The 19,655-nt window shown below is 71.7% G+C and carries 16 protein-coding genes; 8 read left to right on the top strand and 8 right to left on the bottom strand.

The annotated features are described in order from the left end of the window. The first annotated feature begins 43 nt into the window (after nt 1-43). The 3 genes from Air01nite_RS26565 (at nt 44) to pgfA (ending at nt 7,600) form a co-directional block, all read left to right on the top strand. Nucleotides 44-1,654 carry a substrate-binding domain-containing protein gene (locus Air01nite_RS26565; RefSeq protein WP_203706037.1) on the top strand — a complete coding sequence of 537 codons (1,611 nt, stop codon included), beginning with the start codon at nt 44-46 and terminating at the stop codon, nt 1,652-1,654. Continuing rightward, nucleotides 1,651-6,516, top strand: coding sequence for an alpha-(1->3)-arabinofuranosyltransferase domain-containing protein (locus Air01nite_RS26560; RefSeq protein WP_203706036.1), 4,866 nt, complete (start codon nt 1,651-1,653; stop codon nt 6,514-6,516). The genes Air01nite_RS26565 and Air01nite_RS26560 overlap by 4 nt, the downstream gene beginning before the upstream one ends. 64 nt (nt 6,517-6,580) lie before the next feature. Beyond that, the gene (gene pgfA, locus Air01nite_RS26555; protein ID WP_203706035.1) at nt 6,581-7,600 is read left to right on the top strand and encodes a cell envelope lipid trafficking protein PgfA; all 1,020 of its coding nucleotides are present in this window, start codon (nt 6,581-6,583) and stop codon (nt 7,598-7,600) included. 54 nt (nt 7,601-7,654) lie between these two features. Here the strand turns inward: pgfA and Air01nite_RS26550 are convergent, their stop codons facing one another. Further along, nucleotides 7,655-8,119, bottom strand: a complete 465-nt coding sequence (locus Air01nite_RS26550) for an RrF2 family transcriptional regulator (RefSeq protein WP_203706034.1) — start codon at nt 8,117-8,119, stop codon at nt 7,655-7,657. Between the two features lie 82 nt (nt 8,120-8,201). On the opposite strand from Air01nite_RS26550, the gene Air01nite_RS26545 reads away from it, so the two are divergent. After that, nucleotides 8,202-8,948 carry an SDR family oxidoreductase gene (locus tag Air01nite_RS26545; RefSeq protein WP_203706033.1) on the top strand — a complete coding sequence of 249 codons (747 nt, stop codon included), beginning with the start codon at nt 8,202-8,204 and terminating at the stop codon, nt 8,946-8,948. Here Air01nite_RS26545 and Air01nite_RS26540 read toward each other — a convergent pair. From Air01nite_RS26540 to Air01nite_RS26520, 5 genes are all read right to left on the bottom strand, one after another. Further along, the gene (locus Air01nite_RS26540; RefSeq protein WP_203706032.1) at nt 8,945-9,646 is read right to left on the bottom strand and encodes a hypothetical protein; all 702 of its coding nucleotides are present in this window, start codon (nt 9,644-9,646) and stop codon (nt 8,945-8,947) included. The two genes, Air01nite_RS26545 and Air01nite_RS26540, sit on opposite strands and share 4 nt — an antisense overlap. Before the next feature lie 71 nt (nt 9,647-9,717). After that, nucleotides 9,718-10,347, bottom strand: a complete 630-nt coding sequence (locus Air01nite_RS26535) for a LuxR C-terminal-related transcriptional regulator (RefSeq protein ID WP_203706031.1) — start codon at nt 10,345-10,347, stop codon at nt 9,718-9,720. After that, nucleotides 10,347-11,534 (bottom strand): sensor histidine kinase, encoded by a 1,188-nt coding sequence (locus Air01nite_RS26530; protein ID WP_203706030.1) that lies wholly within the window; start codon nt 11,532-11,534, stop codon nt 10,347-10,349. The genes Air01nite_RS26535 and Air01nite_RS26530 overlap by 1 nt, the downstream gene beginning before the upstream one ends. Nucleotides 11,535-11,562: 28 nt before the next feature. Further along, nucleotides 11,563-12,168, bottom strand: a complete 606-nt coding sequence (locus tag Air01nite_RS26525) for a carbohydrate-binding protein (protein WP_203706029.1) — start codon at nt 12,166-12,168, stop codon at nt 11,563-11,565. 104 nt (nt 12,169-12,272) lie between these two features. Then, entirely contained in the window at nt 12,273-13,826 is a 1,554-nt protein-coding gene (locus tag Air01nite_RS26520) for a DUF1996 domain-containing protein (RefSeq protein WP_239090986.1), read from the bottom strand. 251 nt (nt 13,827-14,077) lie between these two features. On the opposite strand from Air01nite_RS26520, the gene Air01nite_RS26515 reads away from it, so the two are divergent. Then, a complete protein-coding gene (locus Air01nite_RS26515) occupies nt 14,078-15,247 on the top strand; it encodes a DUF1996 domain-containing protein (protein WP_203706028.1) in 1,170 nt (389 codons plus the stop codon). A gap of 4 nt (nt 15,248-15,251) precedes the next feature. Here Air01nite_RS26515 and Air01nite_RS26510 read toward each other — a convergent pair whose 3' ends face one another. Next, on the bottom strand, nt 15,252-16,544 hold the full coding sequence (locus Air01nite_RS26510) for a ferredoxin reductase family protein (protein ID WP_239090985.1): 1,293 nt from the start codon (nt 16,542-16,544) through the stop codon (nt 15,252-15,254). A gap of 185 nt (nt 16,545-16,729) precedes the next feature. Between Air01nite_RS26510 and Air01nite_RS26505 the strand changes: the two genes are divergently transcribed. Then, the gene (locus Air01nite_RS26505) at nt 16,730-17,293 is read left to right on the top strand and encodes a DUF305 domain-containing protein (protein ID WP_203706027.1); all 564 of its coding nucleotides are present in this window, start codon (nt 16,730-16,732) and stop codon (nt 17,291-17,293) included. On the opposite strand, the gene Air01nite_RS26500 is transcribed toward Air01nite_RS26505, so the two are convergent. Continuing rightward, nucleotides 17,290-17,586, bottom strand: a complete 297-nt coding sequence (locus Air01nite_RS26500) for a hypothetical protein (protein ID WP_203706026.1) — start codon at nt 17,584-17,586, stop codon at nt 17,290-17,292. The two genes, Air01nite_RS26505 and Air01nite_RS26500, sit on opposite strands and share 4 nt — an antisense overlap. A 219-nt stretch (nt 17,587-17,805) precedes the next feature. On the opposite strand from Air01nite_RS26500, the gene Air01nite_RS26495 reads away from it, so the two are divergent. Continuing rightward, nucleotides 17,806-19,068, top strand: a complete 1,263-nt coding sequence (locus tag Air01nite_RS26495; protein WP_203706025.1) for an extracellular catalytic domain type 1 short-chain-length polyhydroxyalkanoate depolymerase — start codon at nt 17,806-17,808, stop codon at nt 19,066-19,068. A 61-nt stretch (nt 19,069-19,129) separates the two neighbouring features. Beyond that, nucleotides 19,130-19,579: a hypothetical protein gene (locus Air01nite_RS26490; protein ID WP_203706024.1), complete on the top strand. Its 450-nt coding sequence runs from the start codon at nt 19,130-19,132 to the stop codon at nt 19,577-19,579. Nucleotides 19,580-19,655: the final 76 nt, after the last annotated feature.

Below are 19,655 nucleotides of genomic sequence, written 5' to 3'. Positions count from 1 at the left end.
GGACAGTGGCGTCCGACGACGAGCGGAGTTCTGGCCGGTCGTTGTGCTGAGTTCCGCCCTCGTGCTGGTGCTGGCCGGTTGGGCCGCGGTCACCTATCTGGACCGCACGCGCAGTGACCCCGCCTGCGCGCAACGCACCTCCGTGCGGATCGCGGCGGCACCGAGCGTGGCGGCGCCGGCGCGCGAGGTCGGCGAGCGGCTCGCCGCGCGCGACCGTTGCCTGGACATCGCGATCGACTCGCGGGAATCCGCCGATGTGTCGCGCCAGCTCGCCGACACCGCGCCGGGAGCCGAGCCGTCCGGTCTGCCCGACGTCTGGTTGCCGGAATCGACGCTCTGGCTGCGCAAGGCGCGGGCCGCGGGCGCCTTCCAGGTGCCCGAGGCCGGTGTCTCGGTGGCGAGCACGCCGGTCGTGCTCGCCCTCGACGAGCGCACCGCCCGCCGGCTCGGCTGGCCCGATCGTGCGCTCGACTGGAAGACGCTCGTCACGGCCGAGCAGCCGCCGGTGCCGGTGGTGCTGCCGGACCCGGCGACCAGTCCCCTCGGTTTCGGTGGGCTGGCCGGCATTCGGGCGTTCGCCGGCAACGGTCCGGGTGCGGCCGCGGCGACCGCCGCGATCATGCGGCGGCTCGCACCCCGCACGGTGGCGATGTCCGGTGAGACCCCGCCCGCGCCGGGTGCCCCCGGCGCGGCCGGCGGCGAATCGGCGGTGATCAGCACGGAGCAGGAGGTCCTGCGCACCGAAGGCCGGGTCGCGGTCTATCCGGCCCGTCCGGTGCCGAGCCCCGACTACCCGTACGCGGTCCTGTCATCCAGCCCGGCGCGCGAGGGCGCCGCCGCGTTCCTGCGCGCCATGCTCGCCGACGAGGGCGTCTCCGCGCTCACCCGGCACGGGTTGCGCACCGCCGGTGGCGCACCGCCGACCGGGTCCCATGAGGCCGGCCGGATCCGGGAGGCGACCTACGCGCCGGCACCCATACCCACCGACGGCGAGACGGCGACGCTGCTCAACGCCTGGGGTGGCGTGCACATCAGCGCGCGGCTGCTCGCGGTGCTCGACATCTCCGGTTCGATGGCGGCACAGATACCGGGAACGGCGGAGACCCGGCTCTCGGCGACCGTCAAGGCCGCGCAGGGCGGTGTCCAGCTGCTCCTCGGCACGACCGAGATCGGCATCTGGACGTTCTCCACCGACCTCGACGGCAACCGCGACTATCAGGAGGTCGTGCCGGTCGGGCCGGTGGGTCCGCGGCGTGCCGACATCGTGGCGCGGCTCGGCCAGGTCAAGGTCAAGCCCAACGGCGCGACCGGCCTCTACGACACCACGCTCGCGGCCTATCGCGACGGCGCGCGCAACTGGACCGCGGGCCGGATCAACCTGGTGCTCGTGCTCACCGACGGCAAGGACGACAACGCGAGCGGCATCAGCCGGGCCGAGCTGCTGCGGGATCTCGGCGAGCTGCAGGACCGGCGGCGCCCGCTGCCGATCCTGTTCATCGGCGTCGGACCGGAGATCGACTCGGGCGAGCTCAACCAGATCGCCGAGGCCACCGGCGGGCGGGTCGCGCTGACCCCGAACCCCGCCGGTATCCGGCAGATCTTCTTCACCGCGCTGGCCGAGTTCAGCTGCCTGCCGCCGAAGTGCCGCCGATGACGGCCGGGACACGCGGACGCCGGCTCGGCACGGCCGCCGGCGCGCTGCTGCTCGTCGTGGTCAGCTTTCTCCAGCGGTCCGGCGAGGTCACCTTCGACACGAAGCTCGACCTGGCCGTCGACCCGTTGGGCTTCATGGCTCGGGCGCTGCATCTGTGGAACCCCGAGGCCACGTCCGGGGAGCTGCAGAACCAGGCGTACGGCTATCTGTTCCCGATCGGACCGTTCTTCGCGGCCGGCGACGCGCTGGGCGTGCCCGCGTGGATCACCCAACGGCTCTGGTGTGCGCTGCTGCTGTGCACGGCGTACCTGGGCGTGCTCCTGCTCGCGCGGGCGCTGCGGATCGGCTCGGAGCCAGGGCGCCTGATCGCCGCGCTCGCCTACGCCCTCGCACCGCGGATGCTCACCGAGGTCGGCCCGCTGTCGTCCGAGATGCTGCCTGTAGTCATGCTGCCGTGGGTGCTGCTGCCGCTGGTGCTCGCGCCGCGGCTGGGTTCGCCACGCCGGGCCGCGGCGCTGTCCGGGCTCGCGGTGGTCTGCATGGGCGGGGTCAACGCCGCCGCCGTCGTCATGACGCTGGCGCTGCCGGCGCTCTGGCTGGCGACCCGGCGCTGGGACCGGCACCTGGCCAAGCTGGCCGTGTGGTGGAGCGTCTGCGTCGCCGCCGCGAGCCTGTGGTGGGTCGTGCCGCTGCTGCTGTTCGGCCGGTACAGCCTGCCGTTCCTCGACTACATCGAGTCGTCGGCGACCACGACCGCGGTGACGTCGCTGTTCCAAGCCGTCCGGGGTACGAACCAGTGGGTCGGCTACATCGTGCAGGGCGAGCCGTGGTGGCCCGCCGGTTGGGTGCTCGTCGACAACCCGGTGCTGATGGCCGCGACCGCGCTGGTCGCGGTCGTCGGGCTCGTCGGGCTCGCGCAACGCGGCCTGCCGGAGCGACGGTTCCTCGTGCTCGCGATGCTGACCGGGCTGACCCTGTTGACGATCGGCTACCTGGGCACGGTCGACAGCCCGTTCGCCGGCCCGGTGCGCGGCCTGCTCGACGGCCCGCTCGCACCGCTGCGCAACGTCCACAAGTTCGAGCCCGTCCTGCGACTGCCGATCGTGCTCGGCCTGGCGCACGCGGCCGCGACCCGGATCTCGCTGCCGCGGCTGCGGGTGCCGGCGGCGCCGGTCGTGGCGTGCCTGCTGGTCGTCGCGGCCGCGCCCGCCTGGCTGCTGCTGCTCCGGCCCGGGCCGGGCTGGTCGGACGTGCCGGCGCACTGGAAGCAGGCGGCCGACTGGCTCGCCGATCAGGACCCGCACGCGCGCACGCTGGTCGTGCCCGGCGTCGGGTTCGCGCAGAACCGCTGGGGCCGCACCGTCGACGAGCCGATCCAGCCGCTGGCGGGAGCGCCGTGGTCCACCCGCCACCAGATCCCGCTCGGTTCCGAGGGCAACATCCGCGTGATGGACACCGTCGAGGCGGTCCTCGAACAGGGCCGCGGGTCGCCGGGACTGGCCGACTTCCTCGCCCGCGCGGGATACCGCTACCTGCTGGTCCGCCACGACGTCGACCGCGCGGCCACCGGCGTGCCGCCGATCGCCGTCATCCGCCAGGCCGTCGCCGGGTCGCCGGGACTGACGCCGGTGGCGACGTTCGGGCCGGAGGTGGACGCGGGCCCCATGCACAGCCCCGTCGACGCCGCGGCAGCCGTACCGTCGATAGAGATTTTCGAGGTACGACGAACGGTGCCGCAGGTGTCGGCGGTGGCGCGCGCGGACGTGCCGACCGTCAGCGGAGGGCCCGAGTCGCTGCTGGGTCTCCTGGAGCAGGGCCTGATCGACGGCAGCACGCCCACGATCCTGACCGGCGACGACGCGTCCCCGTCGGCGAGCCGGATCGTCACCGACGGGCTTCGGCGGCGCGAGCTCAACGTCGGCCGGATGCGCGACAACCTCAGCTACACGCTCACCCGTGACGAGCCGACCCGCCAGCAACGGCAGCGGGCCGACCTGGTGCCGTTCCCGATCGACGGGCACGACACCGTCGCGACGTTCCAGGGGATCCGCTCGGTGGACGCGTCCAGCAGCGCGGCCTTCGCCGACACGGTCGGCGCCACGGAGGTGTCGTACGCGCCGTTCGCGGCGCTGGACGGCGACACCCGCACCGCCTGGCACTCCGACCCGCTGCGCGAGCCGGCCGGCCAATGGCTGGAGGTCACCTTCGACACGCCGCAACGGGTGGACGAGTTGACCGTGGACTTCGTCGAGGACCTGCGCGTGGCGGCGCCCGTCGGTTATCTGCGGGTCACGACCGATCAAGGCGCCGTGGACCGGGCGCTGCCCGAGACGCCCGGCCCGCACCGGCTGGCCACGCTGCCCGGCCTCACGACGACGGTGCGGGTGACCGTGCTCGCGTTGCGACCGGGCCACGAGGGTGGTGCGGTCGCGTTGCGCGAACTCGGCATCCCCGGTCTTTCGGCACAGCGGGCGTTGCGCGCGCCGGCGGACGTCACCGGCGGACCCGCGCCGACCTACGCGTTCGGTCGTGCCATCGAGGACCGGGGTGCCTGCTTCCCGTCCGGCGGCGAAACTCGGTGCGACCAGTTCCTGGCCCGGACCGGCGAGGAACCGCTGGGCCTGGACCGCATCTTCACCACGCCGGTGGAGTCGCCGTACGAGTTGCGGCTGACCGCACGCCCGCGCACCGGTGGGCCGCTTCCGCTGGACCGACCGGTGACGGCGTCGGCCACCTCGGTGCTCGCCGGCGATGTCGAGGTGGGCGCCGACGCCGCCGTCGACGGTGATCCCGCCACCGCCTGGCTCGCCGAGCCGGTCGACGCGAACCCGGCCGTGGAGCTTTCCTGGGACGGGCCGCGGAAAATCGACCAACTGCGTCTGGTGACGCCCACCGCGCCGGTGGCGTCGGTGCCCCTCGACGTCGTCGTGCGCACACCCACGGGCGCGCGCAACGCGAGCGTCGGCGAGGACGGCTGGGTCCGCTTCCCGGCGGTCACCACCGACCGGGTGACGATCGCGGTCGCCCGGTTCGACAAGAAGATCGCCGACGAGCGGGGCAACGGATGGCCGGCGCCGGTCGGCATCGCCGAGGTCGAGATACCCGCGTTGAGCGACCTGCTCCCCCAGGCCTCGGCGGCCGCGTCCACCAAGCTGGTCGCGCCGTGCGGACGCGGGCCGACCGTGATGCTCGACGGCGTGGACTTTCCGACGTCGGTCGCGGGCACCTTGGCGGACGTACGCGCGGGCCGGGCGCTGCCGTTGACCGTCTGCGACGACTTCGCGAGCGAGTCGGTCGAACTCGGTGCCGGCGAGCACCGGTTGCGCACCGAGCCGTCCGACTCGTTCGTCGTGGACTCCGCGGCGCTCGTGCCCGTGTCGACGGCGCGGACGTCGGCGGCGGAAACGGCGCGGACGCGCGGGGTCGAGGTCACCCGCTGGGACCCGACGGCGCGCACGGTGACCGTCGCGGCCGGCGAGGCCGCCCTGCTGGTCGTGCCCGAGAACTTCAACGCCGGTTGGACGGCGTCGCTGGGCGACACGCGGTTGACCGCGGTGCGGGTCGACGGCTGGCAGCAGGCGTTCGAGGTGCCGGCCGGGTCGGGTGGGACGGTGACGCTGACGTTCGCGCCGGACGAGCCGTACCGGAACGGTCTGCTGGCCGGCGCGGCGGCCGTGCTGCTCGTCCTGTTGCTCGCGGCCGTACCGGCGCGCCGGCGTCGAGTGGCGGCCGCGGTCGGGCCGGCGGTCGGCGCACCCACCGCGCTCTCGGCGTGGTGGATCGCCGTGCCGCTGGTGGGCATCGCGGTCGCGCTCGGCGGCGTCGCGGCGCTGGCGCTGCTGGTCGCCGGGATGCTCGTGCGCCAACTCCGGCCGGGCGCGCTGCCCGGCATCGCGTTGGTGGCCGCCGGCGGCGGCACGGCGGTCGCGGTGGTCGGTCGGATCCAGGGGTACGGCCAGGATTGGGCGCACGGCGGTATCGCACAGGCCGCGATGCTGACCGCGGTCTGCGCGGTCGCCGCGACCCTGGTGCCGTCGCCCAAGCAGGCCGCCGAGCCGCAACTCGAGCCCCCGGTCGCGCCGGAACCCGAGGCGCCGCCGCACCGCGCGACCGTCGGCCGCTCGGTGCGGTTGTTCCGAGCCTTCCTGCACGAGCAGAGCGATCCGGACATGTTCTATTCGCTGCTGGCCAAGGACTCGGTGGATCAGCTCGGGTCGTACGCGAGCCTGAACGACGCGGTCGTGCTCGACGTGGGCGGCGGACCCGGCTATTTCGCCGCCGCGTTCCGGACCGCGGGCGCGACCTACGTCGGTCTGGATCCCGCCGTCGGGGACTTCGCCACCGACGGAGCCGCGGTGGCGGGCATGGTTCGCGGCGGTGGCACGGCGCTGCCGGTGCGGTCCGGCATCGTCGACGTCTGCTACTCGTCGAACGTGCTGGAGCACGTGTCGACACCGGAAGCGATGCTCGACGAGATGGTGCGGGTGACCCGGCCCGGCGGCACGATCTTCGTCTCGTTCACGCCCTGGCTCTCGCCCTGGGGCGGTCACGAGACGGCACCGTGGCACTACCTCGGCGGCACCCGGGCTCGGCGGCGGTATGCGCGGCGCATGGGACGGGAGCCCAAGAACCGCTATCTCGAGACGCTGTTCCCGATCAGCGCCGCGCGGACGTATCGCTGGGCGCGCGCAGCCCGTCGTGACAGCCGAATTGTGATCATCGATGTTCTGCCCCGATACCACCCCCGATGGGCGCATTGGGTGGCCCGTTTGCCGCTGCTACGCGAGACCCTCACGTGGAACTACACGATGGTTCTGCGACGCGAGCCGGATCAGGGGTCGCGTCCGGATGTGACTCAGTAGTAACCTGCTCGCCAGCCAGCGGACGTCCAACCCCCACCGTCCGTCCTTACATTGTGGAGGCACCATGAGGTCTCGCGTCATCGGCGCCGTCTTGTTCGGCCTCGGTGTCCTAGCGTTGATCTTCGCCGCGGGTCTCGCGTTCGTCGTCGGTCCACGCGTCGCGCAGCTTCCCTACGACCTCGATCTCACCCAGTCGGTCGCCGAGGCGCCCAACGCCACGTTCCTCCAGGTCGACAACGGGGTGGCCACGATCGAGACAGGGAAGACCCTGCGCTCGACGGTCACGGTGCAGCCCGACAAGGCCGAGACCGCCAAGCTCGAAGGAGACCTCGACGGCAAGGCAGTCGTCTGGCAGGTCGGTCAAGAGGTCGTCCGCACCGACAACAACGTGCTGATCAACGCCTACAGCACGAAGCTCGCGCTCGATCGCAAGACCGGCGCGGCCGTGCCCTGGGACGGCGCGTGGCTCGACACCGGCAACAACCGCCAGACCGTCGAATACTCCGACCAGATCTACAAGTTCCCGTTCGGCACCAAGCAGGAGTCCTACGGGATCTTCGACCGCGACGTGCTCGCCGCCCAGCCGGCGAACTTCGTGAAGACCGAAGAGATCGACGGCCTGGAGACCTACCAGTTCACGCAGGAGATCCGTGACGGCCGCCAGCAGGTGCCGTCCGACCGGATGGCGGTGCTTCTCGGCGCGTTCCTGCCGGGCGCGACCTCCGGCGACATCGTCTACAACAACACCCGCACCGTCTGGGTGGAGCCGACCACCGGCGCGTTCATCAAGGTCCAGGAAACCCAGGAGAAGAACCTGGTCGGCAACAACGGCCAGTCGGTGAAGATCCTCGACGCGGTGTTCACCTACACCGACGACACGATCGCCAAGAGCGCCGACACCGCCAAGTCCAACCGGCAACTGCTCCAGATCGTCAAGCTGTGGGGGCCGATCGGCCTCGTGGTGATCGGTCTCATCCTGCTGGTGCTCGGGTTCATGTTCTCCGCACGCCGCCCGCAAGGGCGACACACGGCCGACGAGCAGACCGACGTGACCGAGGACGGCACCGTCAAAGCATCGTCGTAACAGCGGTATTCGAAGGGGCATCGGAACGTTTCCGGTGCCCCTTCGCGCATCCGGCTAGGTGAGGCGGGATCGGGTGCGGGCCGGTGTGGTCGCGGGAAGTGTCGCGATGATGTCGGCGAGTGAGACGCCGGCGAGGCTGCGGCGCCAGGCTTCGTGGGCCTCGGCCATCTTCTCGGCCAGGATGCACGTGTTCTGGCACTGCTCGGGCGGCAGTGCTCCCCGTCCTTGTTGACGGATCTCGCGGCACTCATAGGGCCCGGCGGTGCCGTCGACCGCCTCCACGATCCGCAGCAGCGTGATCTCCGATGCCGGTCGTGCCAGCCGGAACCCGCCGCGCGGGCCGGTGGTCGCGGTCAGCACCCCCGCCTTGACCAACTCCTGTAGCTGCTTGGCCAGATAGGCCGCGGGCAGGTCGAAGTAGCGCGCAAGCTGCGCCGCCGATGCGCTGGCCCCAGGCTCCAACTGCGCCAGGGTCGCGGCGCAGTGCAACAGCCATTCGGTGCTCACGGGCAGCTTCACCGCGTCAGCATATCGCGGATATTGCAGATCTGGTAAGTCCGAGATAGCGTCAGCCCCGCAGTGAGCGAGAGGAAAGATCATCATGCGAATCGCAGTGGTCGGGGCGACCGGGAACATCGGTGCCCTCACCGTGGCCGCCCTCGAGCGGGGCGGACAGGACGTCGTGCGGATCAGCCGTGCGCTGGGCGTGGACCTGTCGACCGGTGACGGGCTCGACCGCGCCCTGACCAGCGTCGACGCGGTCATCGACGTCACCAACGCGCCGGGCGGTGGCCACGCGGAGACGGTGGCGTACTTCGGCACCACCACCCGCAACCTGCTCGCCGCCGGCGAGCGGGCCGGCGTCCGGCACCACGTGCTGCTCTCGATCGTCGGGGTCGACCGCGTCGAAGGCAACGCGCACTACGCCGGCAAGCGCGAGCAGGAGCGGCTCGTGGCCGCCGGCCCACTGCCGTGGACGATCGTCCCGGCCACGCAGTTCCACGACTTCGCCGCGATGGTCGCGGGTTGGACCGAACACGACGGCGTCGCGACGATCGCGCCCTTGCTCGTGCAGCCGATCGCCCCCAGGGACGTCGCCGAGATTCTCGCCGAGATCGCGGTGGGCGAGCCGCGCGGCCGCTACGCCGACGTCGCCGGCCCGGAGCCGCAGGACCTCGTCGACATGGCCCGCCGCACCAACGAAGCGCGCGGCCACACGGTGACACTCGTGCCGACGTGGTCGGGCATCTTCGGCCCGGCGATGGCCGGCACGGTGCTGCTGCCCGGCGAGGGCACCCGCATCGCACCGACCACCTTCGACGAATGGCTCGCAGAACAGCGTGTCTAGCCCACGGCGAGGTCGGTGACGTCGACGACCTTCGCGTTCCTCGGCGGGGCGAAGGCGGCCCGGTCGACCTTGTCCGAATAGGACACCAGCTCGATCGCCGTCTGCTCGCCGCCGTGCGTCTCACCGCTGAAGGACGAGAGCAGGCCGGCGTCCGTCACGCAGACCGAGAACGACTTCAGGTCGCCGGGCTGGGCGCCGGCCTGCGGGTCCTCGATGCCGTCGACGTCGGCGCAGAGCGAGTCCTGGCCGGCGATCTCGCGCTCGCTGGTGCTGACGTCGGTGCCGGGCACGATCGCCGCGGCCGCGACCATGCCGAGGGCCAGCTCAGGAGTGAGGAAGCCGGCGCCGCCGACGGCCGCCACCAGGTTGGCGTCCGGGCCCGCCGCCGCGGGGGCCCGCTGGCACTCGCCCTTGTCGCACATGATCATCGCCTGCGGGGTGAAGATGAGCCGGCCGCCGGCGCTGAGGACCGCCGAGTTCGGCGGCTGCTGCACGAAGGTGACGGTCCCGTCGTCGGTCTTGTACTCGGCGGTGTAGGTCAGCTCGGCCGACTTGCCGAGCCGGTCCGAGAAGTCGCCGAGGGTCTGTGCGGTGTCGACGGCGTTCTGCACGAGACCGCAGCCGAGGGTGAAGCCGCCGAGCACGACGGCGGCGGCGACGGTGGCGACACGAGCGGTGGTGCGGCGCTGGTTCGTCATGTCGACGAGAGTGGGGCCGATCCGGCGGGGACGCTCGTGCCGGCGGCGGCCGCGGCACGAAGCCGGTAGAGCTATTCAGCCGTCCACCGGACGACGGCCTCCGTGCGGCTGCGGACGCCGAGCTTGGCGAAGATGTGGTTCAGGTGGTTCTTCACCGTCTTCTCGGTGAGCCAGAGCTGTTGGGCGATCGAGGCGTTGGACAGCCCCTGGCACAAGAGTTCCAGCACCTCCAACTCGCGCTCGGTGAGGCTGCCGCGCGCGGGGTCGACGCGCTGGCGCCGCGGGCGCTCGCGGGCCATCGACACGGCCACGGACGCCGCGATCGGGGAGAGCCAGCCGCGGCCGCCGACCACTTCGTGGACGGCGCGCACCAGATCGGTCGGCTCGAACTCCCCGTGCACCAGGTATCCCCGAGCGCCCCGTTGCAACATCTCCGCGATGGTGCCCGGGTCGTCGGAGCTGGTCAGCACCAGCACGGCCGAATGTTGTCCCAGCTCGCCGACGACCGACAACCCGTCGGCGATGGGCATCCGGTGGTCCAGCAACGTGACGGCCGGCCGCAACTGCCGGGCCAGGGCCAGCGCCTCACGGCCGTTCGCGGCCTCACCCACCACCTGGAGCCGCTCGTCGGCCGCCAGGATGCCGCGCAGGGCGGCACGCATGATCTGGTTGTCGTCGACGACGAGCACGTCGATCGCCATCAGAGCGCGCCGACCGAGCGGCGATGAGCCCGATCGTCCAGCGGCACGGAAACCGTGATCCGCGTGCCGTAGCCGGGTGCGGACGCGATCCGCAGGGCGCCGCCGGCCGTGCGGGCCCGCTCGTTCATGCCCACGATGCCGAAGTGGCCGGCCGACTGCAGACCGGTGAGGTCGGCCGGCACGGTGAAACCGACGCCGTCGTCGGAGATCTCGAGCACGAGGCCGTGCGGCCGCGGTGCGAGCCGGACGGCGACCTGTCGGGCGCCCGCGTGCCGCGCGACGTTGGCGAGCGCCTCCCGCAGGATCCGCGTCAGCTCGTAGGACACCGAGTCGGGCGAGTCGACGGCGGCGACCGAGACCTGGACCGGAATCCCGGTGGACGCGCTCCAGGCCCGGCACAGCTCGTCGACGCTCGCGGCGAGGTTCCGGACGTCGAAGCGCATCTCCTCCAGCAGCTCCCGGGCTTGCGCGGCGGCCGCGGTGGCACCGGCGACGACCGTGCCCGCCAGGTGTTCGGCCAGCGCGGGCTGGCGCCGCAGCAAGGACGGCAGGGCGAGGGCGGCCAGGGAGACGCCGCGGAGTGTCTTGGTCACCGAGTCGTGCAGCTCCCGGGCCAGCCGGGCGCGCTCGGAGGCGACGGCCGAGCGTTGGGCCGAGGCGACCAGCTGGGTGGAGAGCTCGAGCTGGTGGGTCAGCACGCTGGTGGCCACCGCGGCGCCCACGCCGGCGAGCGCACCGGCCATCGGGAACGCGACGACGAACGCCACGAGGTCGACCGGCGGCTCGGTCCGGCGGAGCATCTCGGCGATGACCGTGAAGCCCAGGGCGGCGTGGGCCGCCCAGACCGGCAGGGCACGCAGACCGAGCAGGACCCCGGCCACGGCCCCGGCACCGGCGGCGTAGCAGAAGTAGGCGACACCGCCGTGGCTGACCGCGAGCACGACGAGCACCAGCACCGAGTCGAGGGCGATGGCCGCGAGACGTCGGGTGACCAGGCCCGGCCAGCGGCCGAGGGCGGCGAGCTGTGCGGCCGTGGCCAGCACGACGAGGGCGATCACCGCGATGACCGGCACGCGGTCGTGCACCAGCAGCAGGCCGGCCGCGGCCGCCGTCACGGTGGCCGCCGCGCGGCCGATCAGCACCGCCCGGGCCAACGCCGCCGCAGCGACCGCACGGCCGACACTCACCACTGGCTCTTCCACCCTTCGCTCGCACTCAGGAGATCAGGACCTGGTCGACGTCAGGGGCCGGGGTCTCGTCGTTGAACAGGGTCAGCCGCAGCGGGCCGGCCGGCAGGTCGGCGGTGAAGCGGAACGACCGCGGCGTGGTCCAGTCGGTGCCGGTCACCTGCCAGGTGCGGGCCGGCGCGCCGTTGACGCTCACCTTCAGCGCGCGGTCGCCGTCCGTCTCGTACACGATGGTCACGGTTCGTCGCCCGGAGACCGGCACCGTCGTGCGGACCGTTACCCGGCAGGCGATGCAGAGGTAGCGGACCCGTCGGCCGCCGCGGCAGCTCGCACAGGTGGTCGCCGCCGCGCCGCCGGACAGGATGTTGCCGGGGTCCTCCGCTTCGACGGTGATCGGCACGAATCGGATTGCGGGGCTGGCACTGCCCGAAGGCGAGGCCGCGGCGGCCGCGGTGTGCGGGGCGGTCGACGGCTCGTTCGGAGCGAGCACGGGCTCTCGGTTCGGAGTGATCAGGGGCGGCACGGCAACGGTCGCGACCGCGACGACGGCCGTCACCGCGGCGAGCCCGACCCACTGACGACGACTGGGGCGATGGTGACCCGGCAGGGTGTCCGGCGCGATGCCGTTTGCCACGGGCACTCCTCGTTCGAGCTGGTCCAGCCGGCCGCGTCGACAATACGACGAGGGGCGGAGCGGCGTCAGACGCCGCCCCACCCCTCACGCCCCGGCAGGAGCGCTTACGGCAGGAGATAGTCCTTGTTCAGCACGTACGGCGCGGGCTGCTGGTCGTCCCGGCCGTCGTGACCCTGTGCGTCGCACTGCCTCGCCGCCACGATGCAGCCGTTGACCATCGCCGCGAGGGTGCGGTCGTCCCAGGCGTTGATGAAGTCGTAGTGGAACGTCGGTCCGGCACCGCTGGCGAACTTCACCTTCGACATGTCGCCGTTGACCGGCCAGGCCATCTTGAACTCCAGCTTCGGCACCGCCACCGGGTGCGAGTCCGGGCAGACGACGCCCGAGGCGGTGTGGGTGTCGATCGGGTACGCCATGTGGCTCTGGTGGTCAGGCGAGTCCAGGTGGATGCCGTCCCAGCAGCTCGGCGCCTGGTAACGGATGTTGAGCTTCACGCTGCGCTCGCTCGAGCAGGTCAGCGGGATGTTCTTGTTCTTGTAGCTGTCACCGCACTCGAAGCCTTCCTCGGTGGCGGCGAGGAACTCGTCCGCGTCGGTGTTCTTGGCGTTGCCGACGACGAACCGGAGACCCTTGGGGAACGGCCGCACGCTGCGGTAGTCGTACACGCCGGACTTGTAGTAAATGGTCTGGAGACCCTCCGGGTTGACCGCCGTGTTGCCGTTGAAGAGGGCCGGCATCCAGTAGGCCGACAGGTCACCCTTGGCCTTGCAGGTGGTCTGGCCCCTGGAGAGCGACTCGATGGTGCTGTTCGCGTTGGTCGTCGTGTTGCCCATGAACGTGTGCAGGTGCGACGCGCCCGGCAGCTTCGGGAAGACGATCGGGTCGTCGCCGATGTTGGTGCGGCTCACCGAGCAGTTCGCCTGGAACTCGTGGAACCCGCCCTTGTTCGGCGGGACCGCGCGGGACGGCTTGACGTCGGTCACCGGGTTGGGCGCCATGATCCATCCGGCCGCGTTGTTGCCGCCGGACGGGGTGGACGCGCTCGACGACGGGCTCGCCGAGGTGCTCGGCCGGGTGCTCGGCGACGCGCCGGTCGACGGACCCGCCGGCGTGCTGGGCGCGGAGGTCGGCGCGGTGGTGGGCGCGCCGCCCGGCTTTCCGAACACCTGGAACTCGAACAGCGAGTAGCCGTAGCCCGAGGACCGGGTGGTGCCGTACATCCGCACGAAGCGGCCGGTGGTGTTCAGGGTGTGCGTCTCGGTGCCGCCGGCGCCCGTGGTGGTCTGGTAGACCGACGTCCAGGTGTTCGCGTCGGGCGACACCTGGATCTCGTAGGCCTTGCCGAACGCCCGCTCCCACTTCAGCACCACCCGCTCGATGGCAGCCGGTGCACCGAGGTCGACCTGGATCCACTGTGGATCGGCAAAGGCGCTGGACCAGCGCGTCTTGTCGTCACCGTCGACCGCCGCCTCGGCGGGGAAGGCGCGCCCCTCGCTGGACGAGGCGGTCACCGGCTTGCCCTGGGACAGGGAAGCCTCCTCGGCGCCGGCCAGGTGTAGCTGCCCGACGGCGAACCATGCGACGAAACCGGCGAGTGCGAGGCCGATGCCGGCCATGGTGAAGCGCCGCGATCGCGACGCGCGGGGACGGGAACTCATCGGGATTTCTCCATTGCTGGGCAAGACGATCGAGTACGCCGCCGAACGCTAGCGATTAGGCGGGCCGCGGTCTTGAGCCCAAAGACCCAGATTCCCGGGCCGCAGAAAAGGGCCGAAAATCGCAGGGAAAAACTGTTATCGCCGCCGGACGGACAACAAGTCTTTAGGAGATTCTTAAGAGCATAGGAGTACCCGCGACAAGGTGCCTACGCTGCGATGCCATCTGTTCCGATCAGCACGTAGGAGTGATCGTGTCGTACTCGGCGGTGCCCAAGGGTCGGGCCGTCCTCTGGGGCAGCCTGACCGTGGCGGCGGTGGCGGTCGCGGCGACCGCGGTCCACCTGACCGGTGCCCTGGCTGCCGGCCCTGCGCCGACGACCAACGCCGCACAGACCGTGCCGGCGACCGCGGCCGGCGCGGGTGCCGCCGGCGCGCCGACGTCGACGCCGAAGCCGACCGCGAAGCCCACCGCCTCGGCCAAGGCCTCGAAGAACCCGCCGCCGGCCGCGCCGCAGCAGGCGACCCCCAAGGGTGGCTGGATCCCGGTCGACCAGGCGGCCTGGCAGAAGCAGGTGGCGGCCTACCAGGCCCGCAAGACCGACCCGGTGCCGGCCGGCGTGGCCGACATCCCCGAGTTCCGGGCCGACTGCACCTACAGCCACCGGCTCGCCGACGACCCGATCGTCTTCCCGGGGCTCGCGGGCGCCTCCCACATGCACTCGTTCTTCGGCAACAAGGCGGTCGACGCCGACACGACGACCGGTGACCTGACCAGGTTCACCGCCACCACCTGCAAGCCGGTGCTCGACCACTCGTCGTACTGGGTGCCGACGCTCTACGACGCCGCCACGAAGAAGCCGGTCGAGCCCACCGGCTTCCGGGTCTACTACCGGTCCATCCGCAACAACTCGACCGGGATGATGCCGATACCCACCGGACTGCGCATGATCGCCGGCGACGCGAAGAAGCGGGTGCCGACGCCGCGCGGCGCACACGGTCAGTTCTACTGCGCCTTCTACGGCCCCGGCGACCTCGACGGCGTGGCCCGCAGCAGCAACGGCAACTGGCCGATCTGCGACCCGAACAGCTACGCCACGCTGCACTACATGCTGCAGTACCCGGACTGCTGGGACGGCAAGAACCTCGACAGCCCCGACCACAAGAAGCACGTCGCCTACGGGACCGACAAGGGCTGCCCGGCCTCCCACCCGGTGCGTATCCCGTCGCTCACCTTCGACATCCAGTACGGCGTGAAGGGCACCACGCAGGGCTACTACCTGTCGTCGGACCCGACGGGCCGGACCGCCTCCTCGATGCACGGCGACGCGTTCCTGGTGTGGGACACCGACGCGATGAACAAGCGCACCAAGAACTGCGTCCTCCAGCGCCGTCAGTGCGACAACGACGGCTACCAGAACTAGGGCCTCACCAGGCGAAGCGCTCCCGGTGCAGCCGGCCGGGAGCCACGCCGGCCCCGCGGGCGGAGCGCAGGACCGCGGCGGTCCACGCGTCCGGGCCGCAGACGTAGACGTCGTGGTCGGCGATGTCCGGTGCCAGCTCGCGCAGGGCCTCGGCGTCGGTGTACTCGGCGTACTCGGCCGGCAGCCACGAGTCGGCCGCGGCCCGGGGGCCGACCAACAGCACGAGGCGTACGCCCCGGTTGCGGGCCAGCCACCTCAGCTCACCCAGGAAGGCCACGTCGTGCGCATGCCTCGTGCGGTAGACGAGTGTCGCCTTTCCGTGCCCGTACGGCAGGTCCCAGAGCAGGGCCAGCAGCGGGGTCACACCGACACCGCAGCCGAGCATGGTGATCGGCCCGCCGCTGTAGGTGGCCGCGGTCATCCGCCCGTACGGTCCCTCGATCAGCACCCGGGTCCCGGGCCGCAGGGCGGCCACCCGGGCGCTGCCGTCCCCGACCGTCTTCACGGTGATCCGCAGACCCTCCCGGCGCGGCGGACCCGACAGCGAGAACGGGTTGCCGCGCAGCGCACCCTCCCCGTCCAGGAACCGCCACACGAAGAACTGCCCGGCCCGCGCCGGAAGCCGGTCCAGCCGCCGGCCGCGCAGGTAGACCGAGACCAGACCGGGCGCCTCCGGGTGGACCCGGTCGACCACCAGCCGGTGCCGCACGGTGCGCCAGACCGGCAGTCCGATCCGGAAGACCAGCACCGCGCCGGCCACCGCGACGTAGGCGGACCAACCCGCGAACTGCGCCGCCGGGTGCTGGAAGTCGCTGCCCAGCAACAGTTCGTGCGGCACCGCGAGGCCGATGCCCAGGTAGGCGTAGAGGTGCAGCAGGTGCCAGGCCTCGTAGCGCATGCGGCGGCGCACCGACCTGGCCGAGGTCGCCACGACCAGCACCAGGGCGGCCAGGGCCACCATGGCCAGGACCATCGTCTTGTACGCCGAGAGCAACCGCCACAACCGCGTGAGCGGGTCGCCGCCGAGGGCCAGGGCCACGTGCGCGAGCAGCAGCACGAACGAGGTCACGCCGGTCCACCGATGCCAGCGGGCCAGCGTGTCCTGCCCGAACGCCCCTTCGACCCACGGGATGCGGGCCATCAGCAGCACCTGGAGCAGCAGGAGGTCGGTGCAGACGAGCGCGGCGAGCCGGCCGTACGCCGCAGCGCCGACCGGAGCGGTGTCACGTCCACCGAGCCAGAGCATGACCACGGCGAGCAGGCTGAGGGCTGCCACCGTCTTGACCGCGAGTCGCACGGCGACCGAACCTACAAATCCGAGCCGAGAACCGGGAGTGGTCCGTGAAACTTCCCTCGGTTTCCCGATTTCCTGTTATCCGGGCGATCGGCCGAAGAATTGTTATCCGGCGCACGGTCCCGCGCGTTTCTTCGCCAGTTGATCCACCGGCATTCGATACGCATACTCCACGAAGCGAGGCACGGTTGAGAACACGATTCGCGGCGCTGCTCGTCGCGGCGGCGCTCCTGCCGGCCGCCGCCGGATGCGCGGACGAGGCGCCCGCTCCCCCGGCCGTGGTGCCCACGACGGCGACCACGACCACCGCCACCACCTTCGGCGGCACCGACCTGGCCTGGATCGAGATCAACATCGCGATGAACAACCAGGTCCTGCCGCTGGTGGCCCTGGTGCCGACCCGCAGCGACGACCCGGCCCTGACGGAGTTGAGCGCGCAGGTGCAGGCCGCCGCCACCGCCGAGCTGACCACCTTGCTGAGCCTGCACGCCCAGGCCGGCCTGCCGGCGCAGAACCCGCACGAGGGCATGCTGATGCCGGGCCTGGTGCCCACGGACGCGGTGGCCGAGGCGGCGAAACTCTCCGGCCCGCCGTTCGACAAGGCGGTCCGCGAACAGCTCGCTGGCTATCTTGAGCAGAGCCACCGCCTGGCCCAGGACGAGCAGGAGGCCGGCACGGACCCACAGACCCGCGCCCTGGCAAACCAGGCGGCAACCGCCCGCGACACGGCCCTGCGCCAACTCGCCGACTAGGACAACCGGTCCCGGAAGCGGTCCGCCGCGACGAGCAGGGTGACGTCATTGGTGCGCGCGTACTCGCGCCGCGCGGCCTCGGTCAGCTTGATGACGTGTTCGTCGTCGTGCTCGACCGCGCGGGCGCCGAGCGTCTCGGACAACGCATCGGCGAAGCCGGCGAGCCGGCGCAGCGACACCAGCCGGCCGCCGATGCCGAGGCCCTCGGACGGTATCGCCGGGTCCAGCCGAGGCAGGCCGCGCAGGGCCGCGACCGAATCGGAGCCGCCCACGAGCCGGGGGTCGCCGGGCACGGTCTGGTAGCGCGCCGCCCAGTAGCCGAGACCCTGTGCGAGCTCGTCGACGAGCAGCGGGTGCGGCTCGGCGGCTCTTTCGAAAACGCGTGTCTGCCGGCGCGCGGGCGCCTAGGCTGCACGCGGGAGCCGACACCGGTTCGCGGCCGGTCGTCATCTGCCGGAGGGCAACGGCAGCGCTCGTGCGCGTGTCCGCGCATCCCTCCAATCAGGAGCGACATGAGGCTTCCCAAGGCACTGCATGCCCTCTGGATCGTGTTGGCCGCCGCCGTCGTCGCGGCGACGCTGCTCGTGGCGTCGCCCGCCAAGGCGGCGACGTTGAACGAGGTCACGAACTTCGGTGCCAACCCCGGCAACCTGCGCATGTACCTCTACGTCCCCGACCGTGTCGCCGCCCGGCCCGGGCTGCTGGTCGCCGTCCACTACTGCACCGGCAGCGGGCCCGCGTTCTACAGCGGCACCGAGTTCGCCCGGCTCGCCGACCAGTACGGCTTCATCGTGGTCTACCCCTCCGTCACCGCCAGCGACGGCTGCTTCGACGTCGCCTCGACCGCGACGCTGACGCACAACGGCGGCGGCGACTCGCTGAGCATCGTCTCGATGACGCGGTACGTGCAGCAGAACTTCAACGCCGACCCCAACCGCACGTTCGTCACCGGTGTCTCGTCCGGCGCGATGATGACCAACGTCCTGCTCGGCGCGTACCCGGACGTCTTCCGTGCCGGCGCCGCCTTCGCCGGGGTGCCGTTCGGCTGCTTCGCGGGGCCGAGCAAGTGGAACAGCCAGTGCGCGCAAGGCCAGCTCACCCGCACGCCGCAACAGTGGGGTGATCTGGTCCGCAACGCGTACCCGGGATATTCGGGTTCGCGACCGCGCGTGCAGCTCTGGCACGGCACGAACGACGAGATCCTGTCGTACGTCAACTTCGGCGAAGCGATCAAGCAGTGGACGAACGTCCACGGTGTGAGCCAGACGCCGACGTCGACGGACAGCCCGCAGTCGGGGTGGACCCGGACCCGTTACGGCTCCGGCCAGGTCGAGGCGATCAGCATGGCCAACACCCCGCACAACCTGCCGGTGCAGGCGTCCGCGGCGATCGCGTTCTTCGGGCTCAACAGCGGCGGCCCGACCAACCCGCCGACGTCGAACCCGCCCACCGGTGGGCCGACCACACCGCCACCGGGTCCGGGCGGCTGCACCGCGGTGTTCCGGGTGACGAGCTCCTGGCAGCAGGGGTACGTGGCCGCGGTCCGCGTCACCGCCGGCAGCGCCGGCATCAACGGCTGGCGGGTCGGCCTGCCGCTGCCGGCTGGGTCCACGATCGTCAACTCGTGGAACGGCACGTTCAGCGGCTCCGGCAGCGGGACGCAGGTGTCGAACGTCAGCTACAACGGCCGCTTGGCGGCCGGCGTGGCCACCGAGTTCGGCTTCCAGGCCAACGGGGCGGCGCCGAACCCGACCCTGACCTGCACCGCACTGTGACGGTTTCGCGCGGCGGGGGCTCGGGACAGATCCCCCGCCGCGCGCCGTGGATGATGTCGCGATGACCGATGGGCCACCCACCCGCATCGCCATCGACCACGACGACTACCACGCCGAGCACGTCGGCCACACCGCCGACGGACGGCAGTTCTTCCTCACCACACCGTTCGAGCCGGCGGGGGACGACGGCGGCGGGGCGGAGTTCGTCGCCCTGTTCCTGTTCGCCGCCGACGGCCGCTTCGTGGAAGCCAGGATCGACGCGTTCGGCCCGCGGGACGGCATGGACCAGGTCGCCGCGCGAGAGACCTACGACGCCCGGCTGGCCGAGTTGGGTGACGTGACCTTCGCCCGCATCGAGGTCGAGCCGTTCGCCGTCGAGCGGTTCGGCACGACGTTCGGCCTGATCCCCGAGCCGCCCGAGGACGAGGACGACGGCTGGTGGGTCATCCTCGAACCGGGCGACTACATGGCCTTCACGGCGCCGTGGGACAGCGGCGGGTACGACACCTGACCTCCCCGAACCCTGACCTCCCCGAAACGTGGCCTTGACGGGACTGATGCGCACAGCGATAGTAGCCATTGTAACC

Origin of the sequence: Asanoa iriomotensis (genome assembly GCF_016862515.1) — a bacterium.
In the GTDB taxonomy this organism is placed as follows: Bacteria; Actinomycetota; Actinomycetes; order Mycobacteriales; family Micromonosporaceae; genus Asanoa; species Asanoa iriomotensis.
This window is presented reverse-complemented; position numbering and strand designations above follow the sequence as displayed.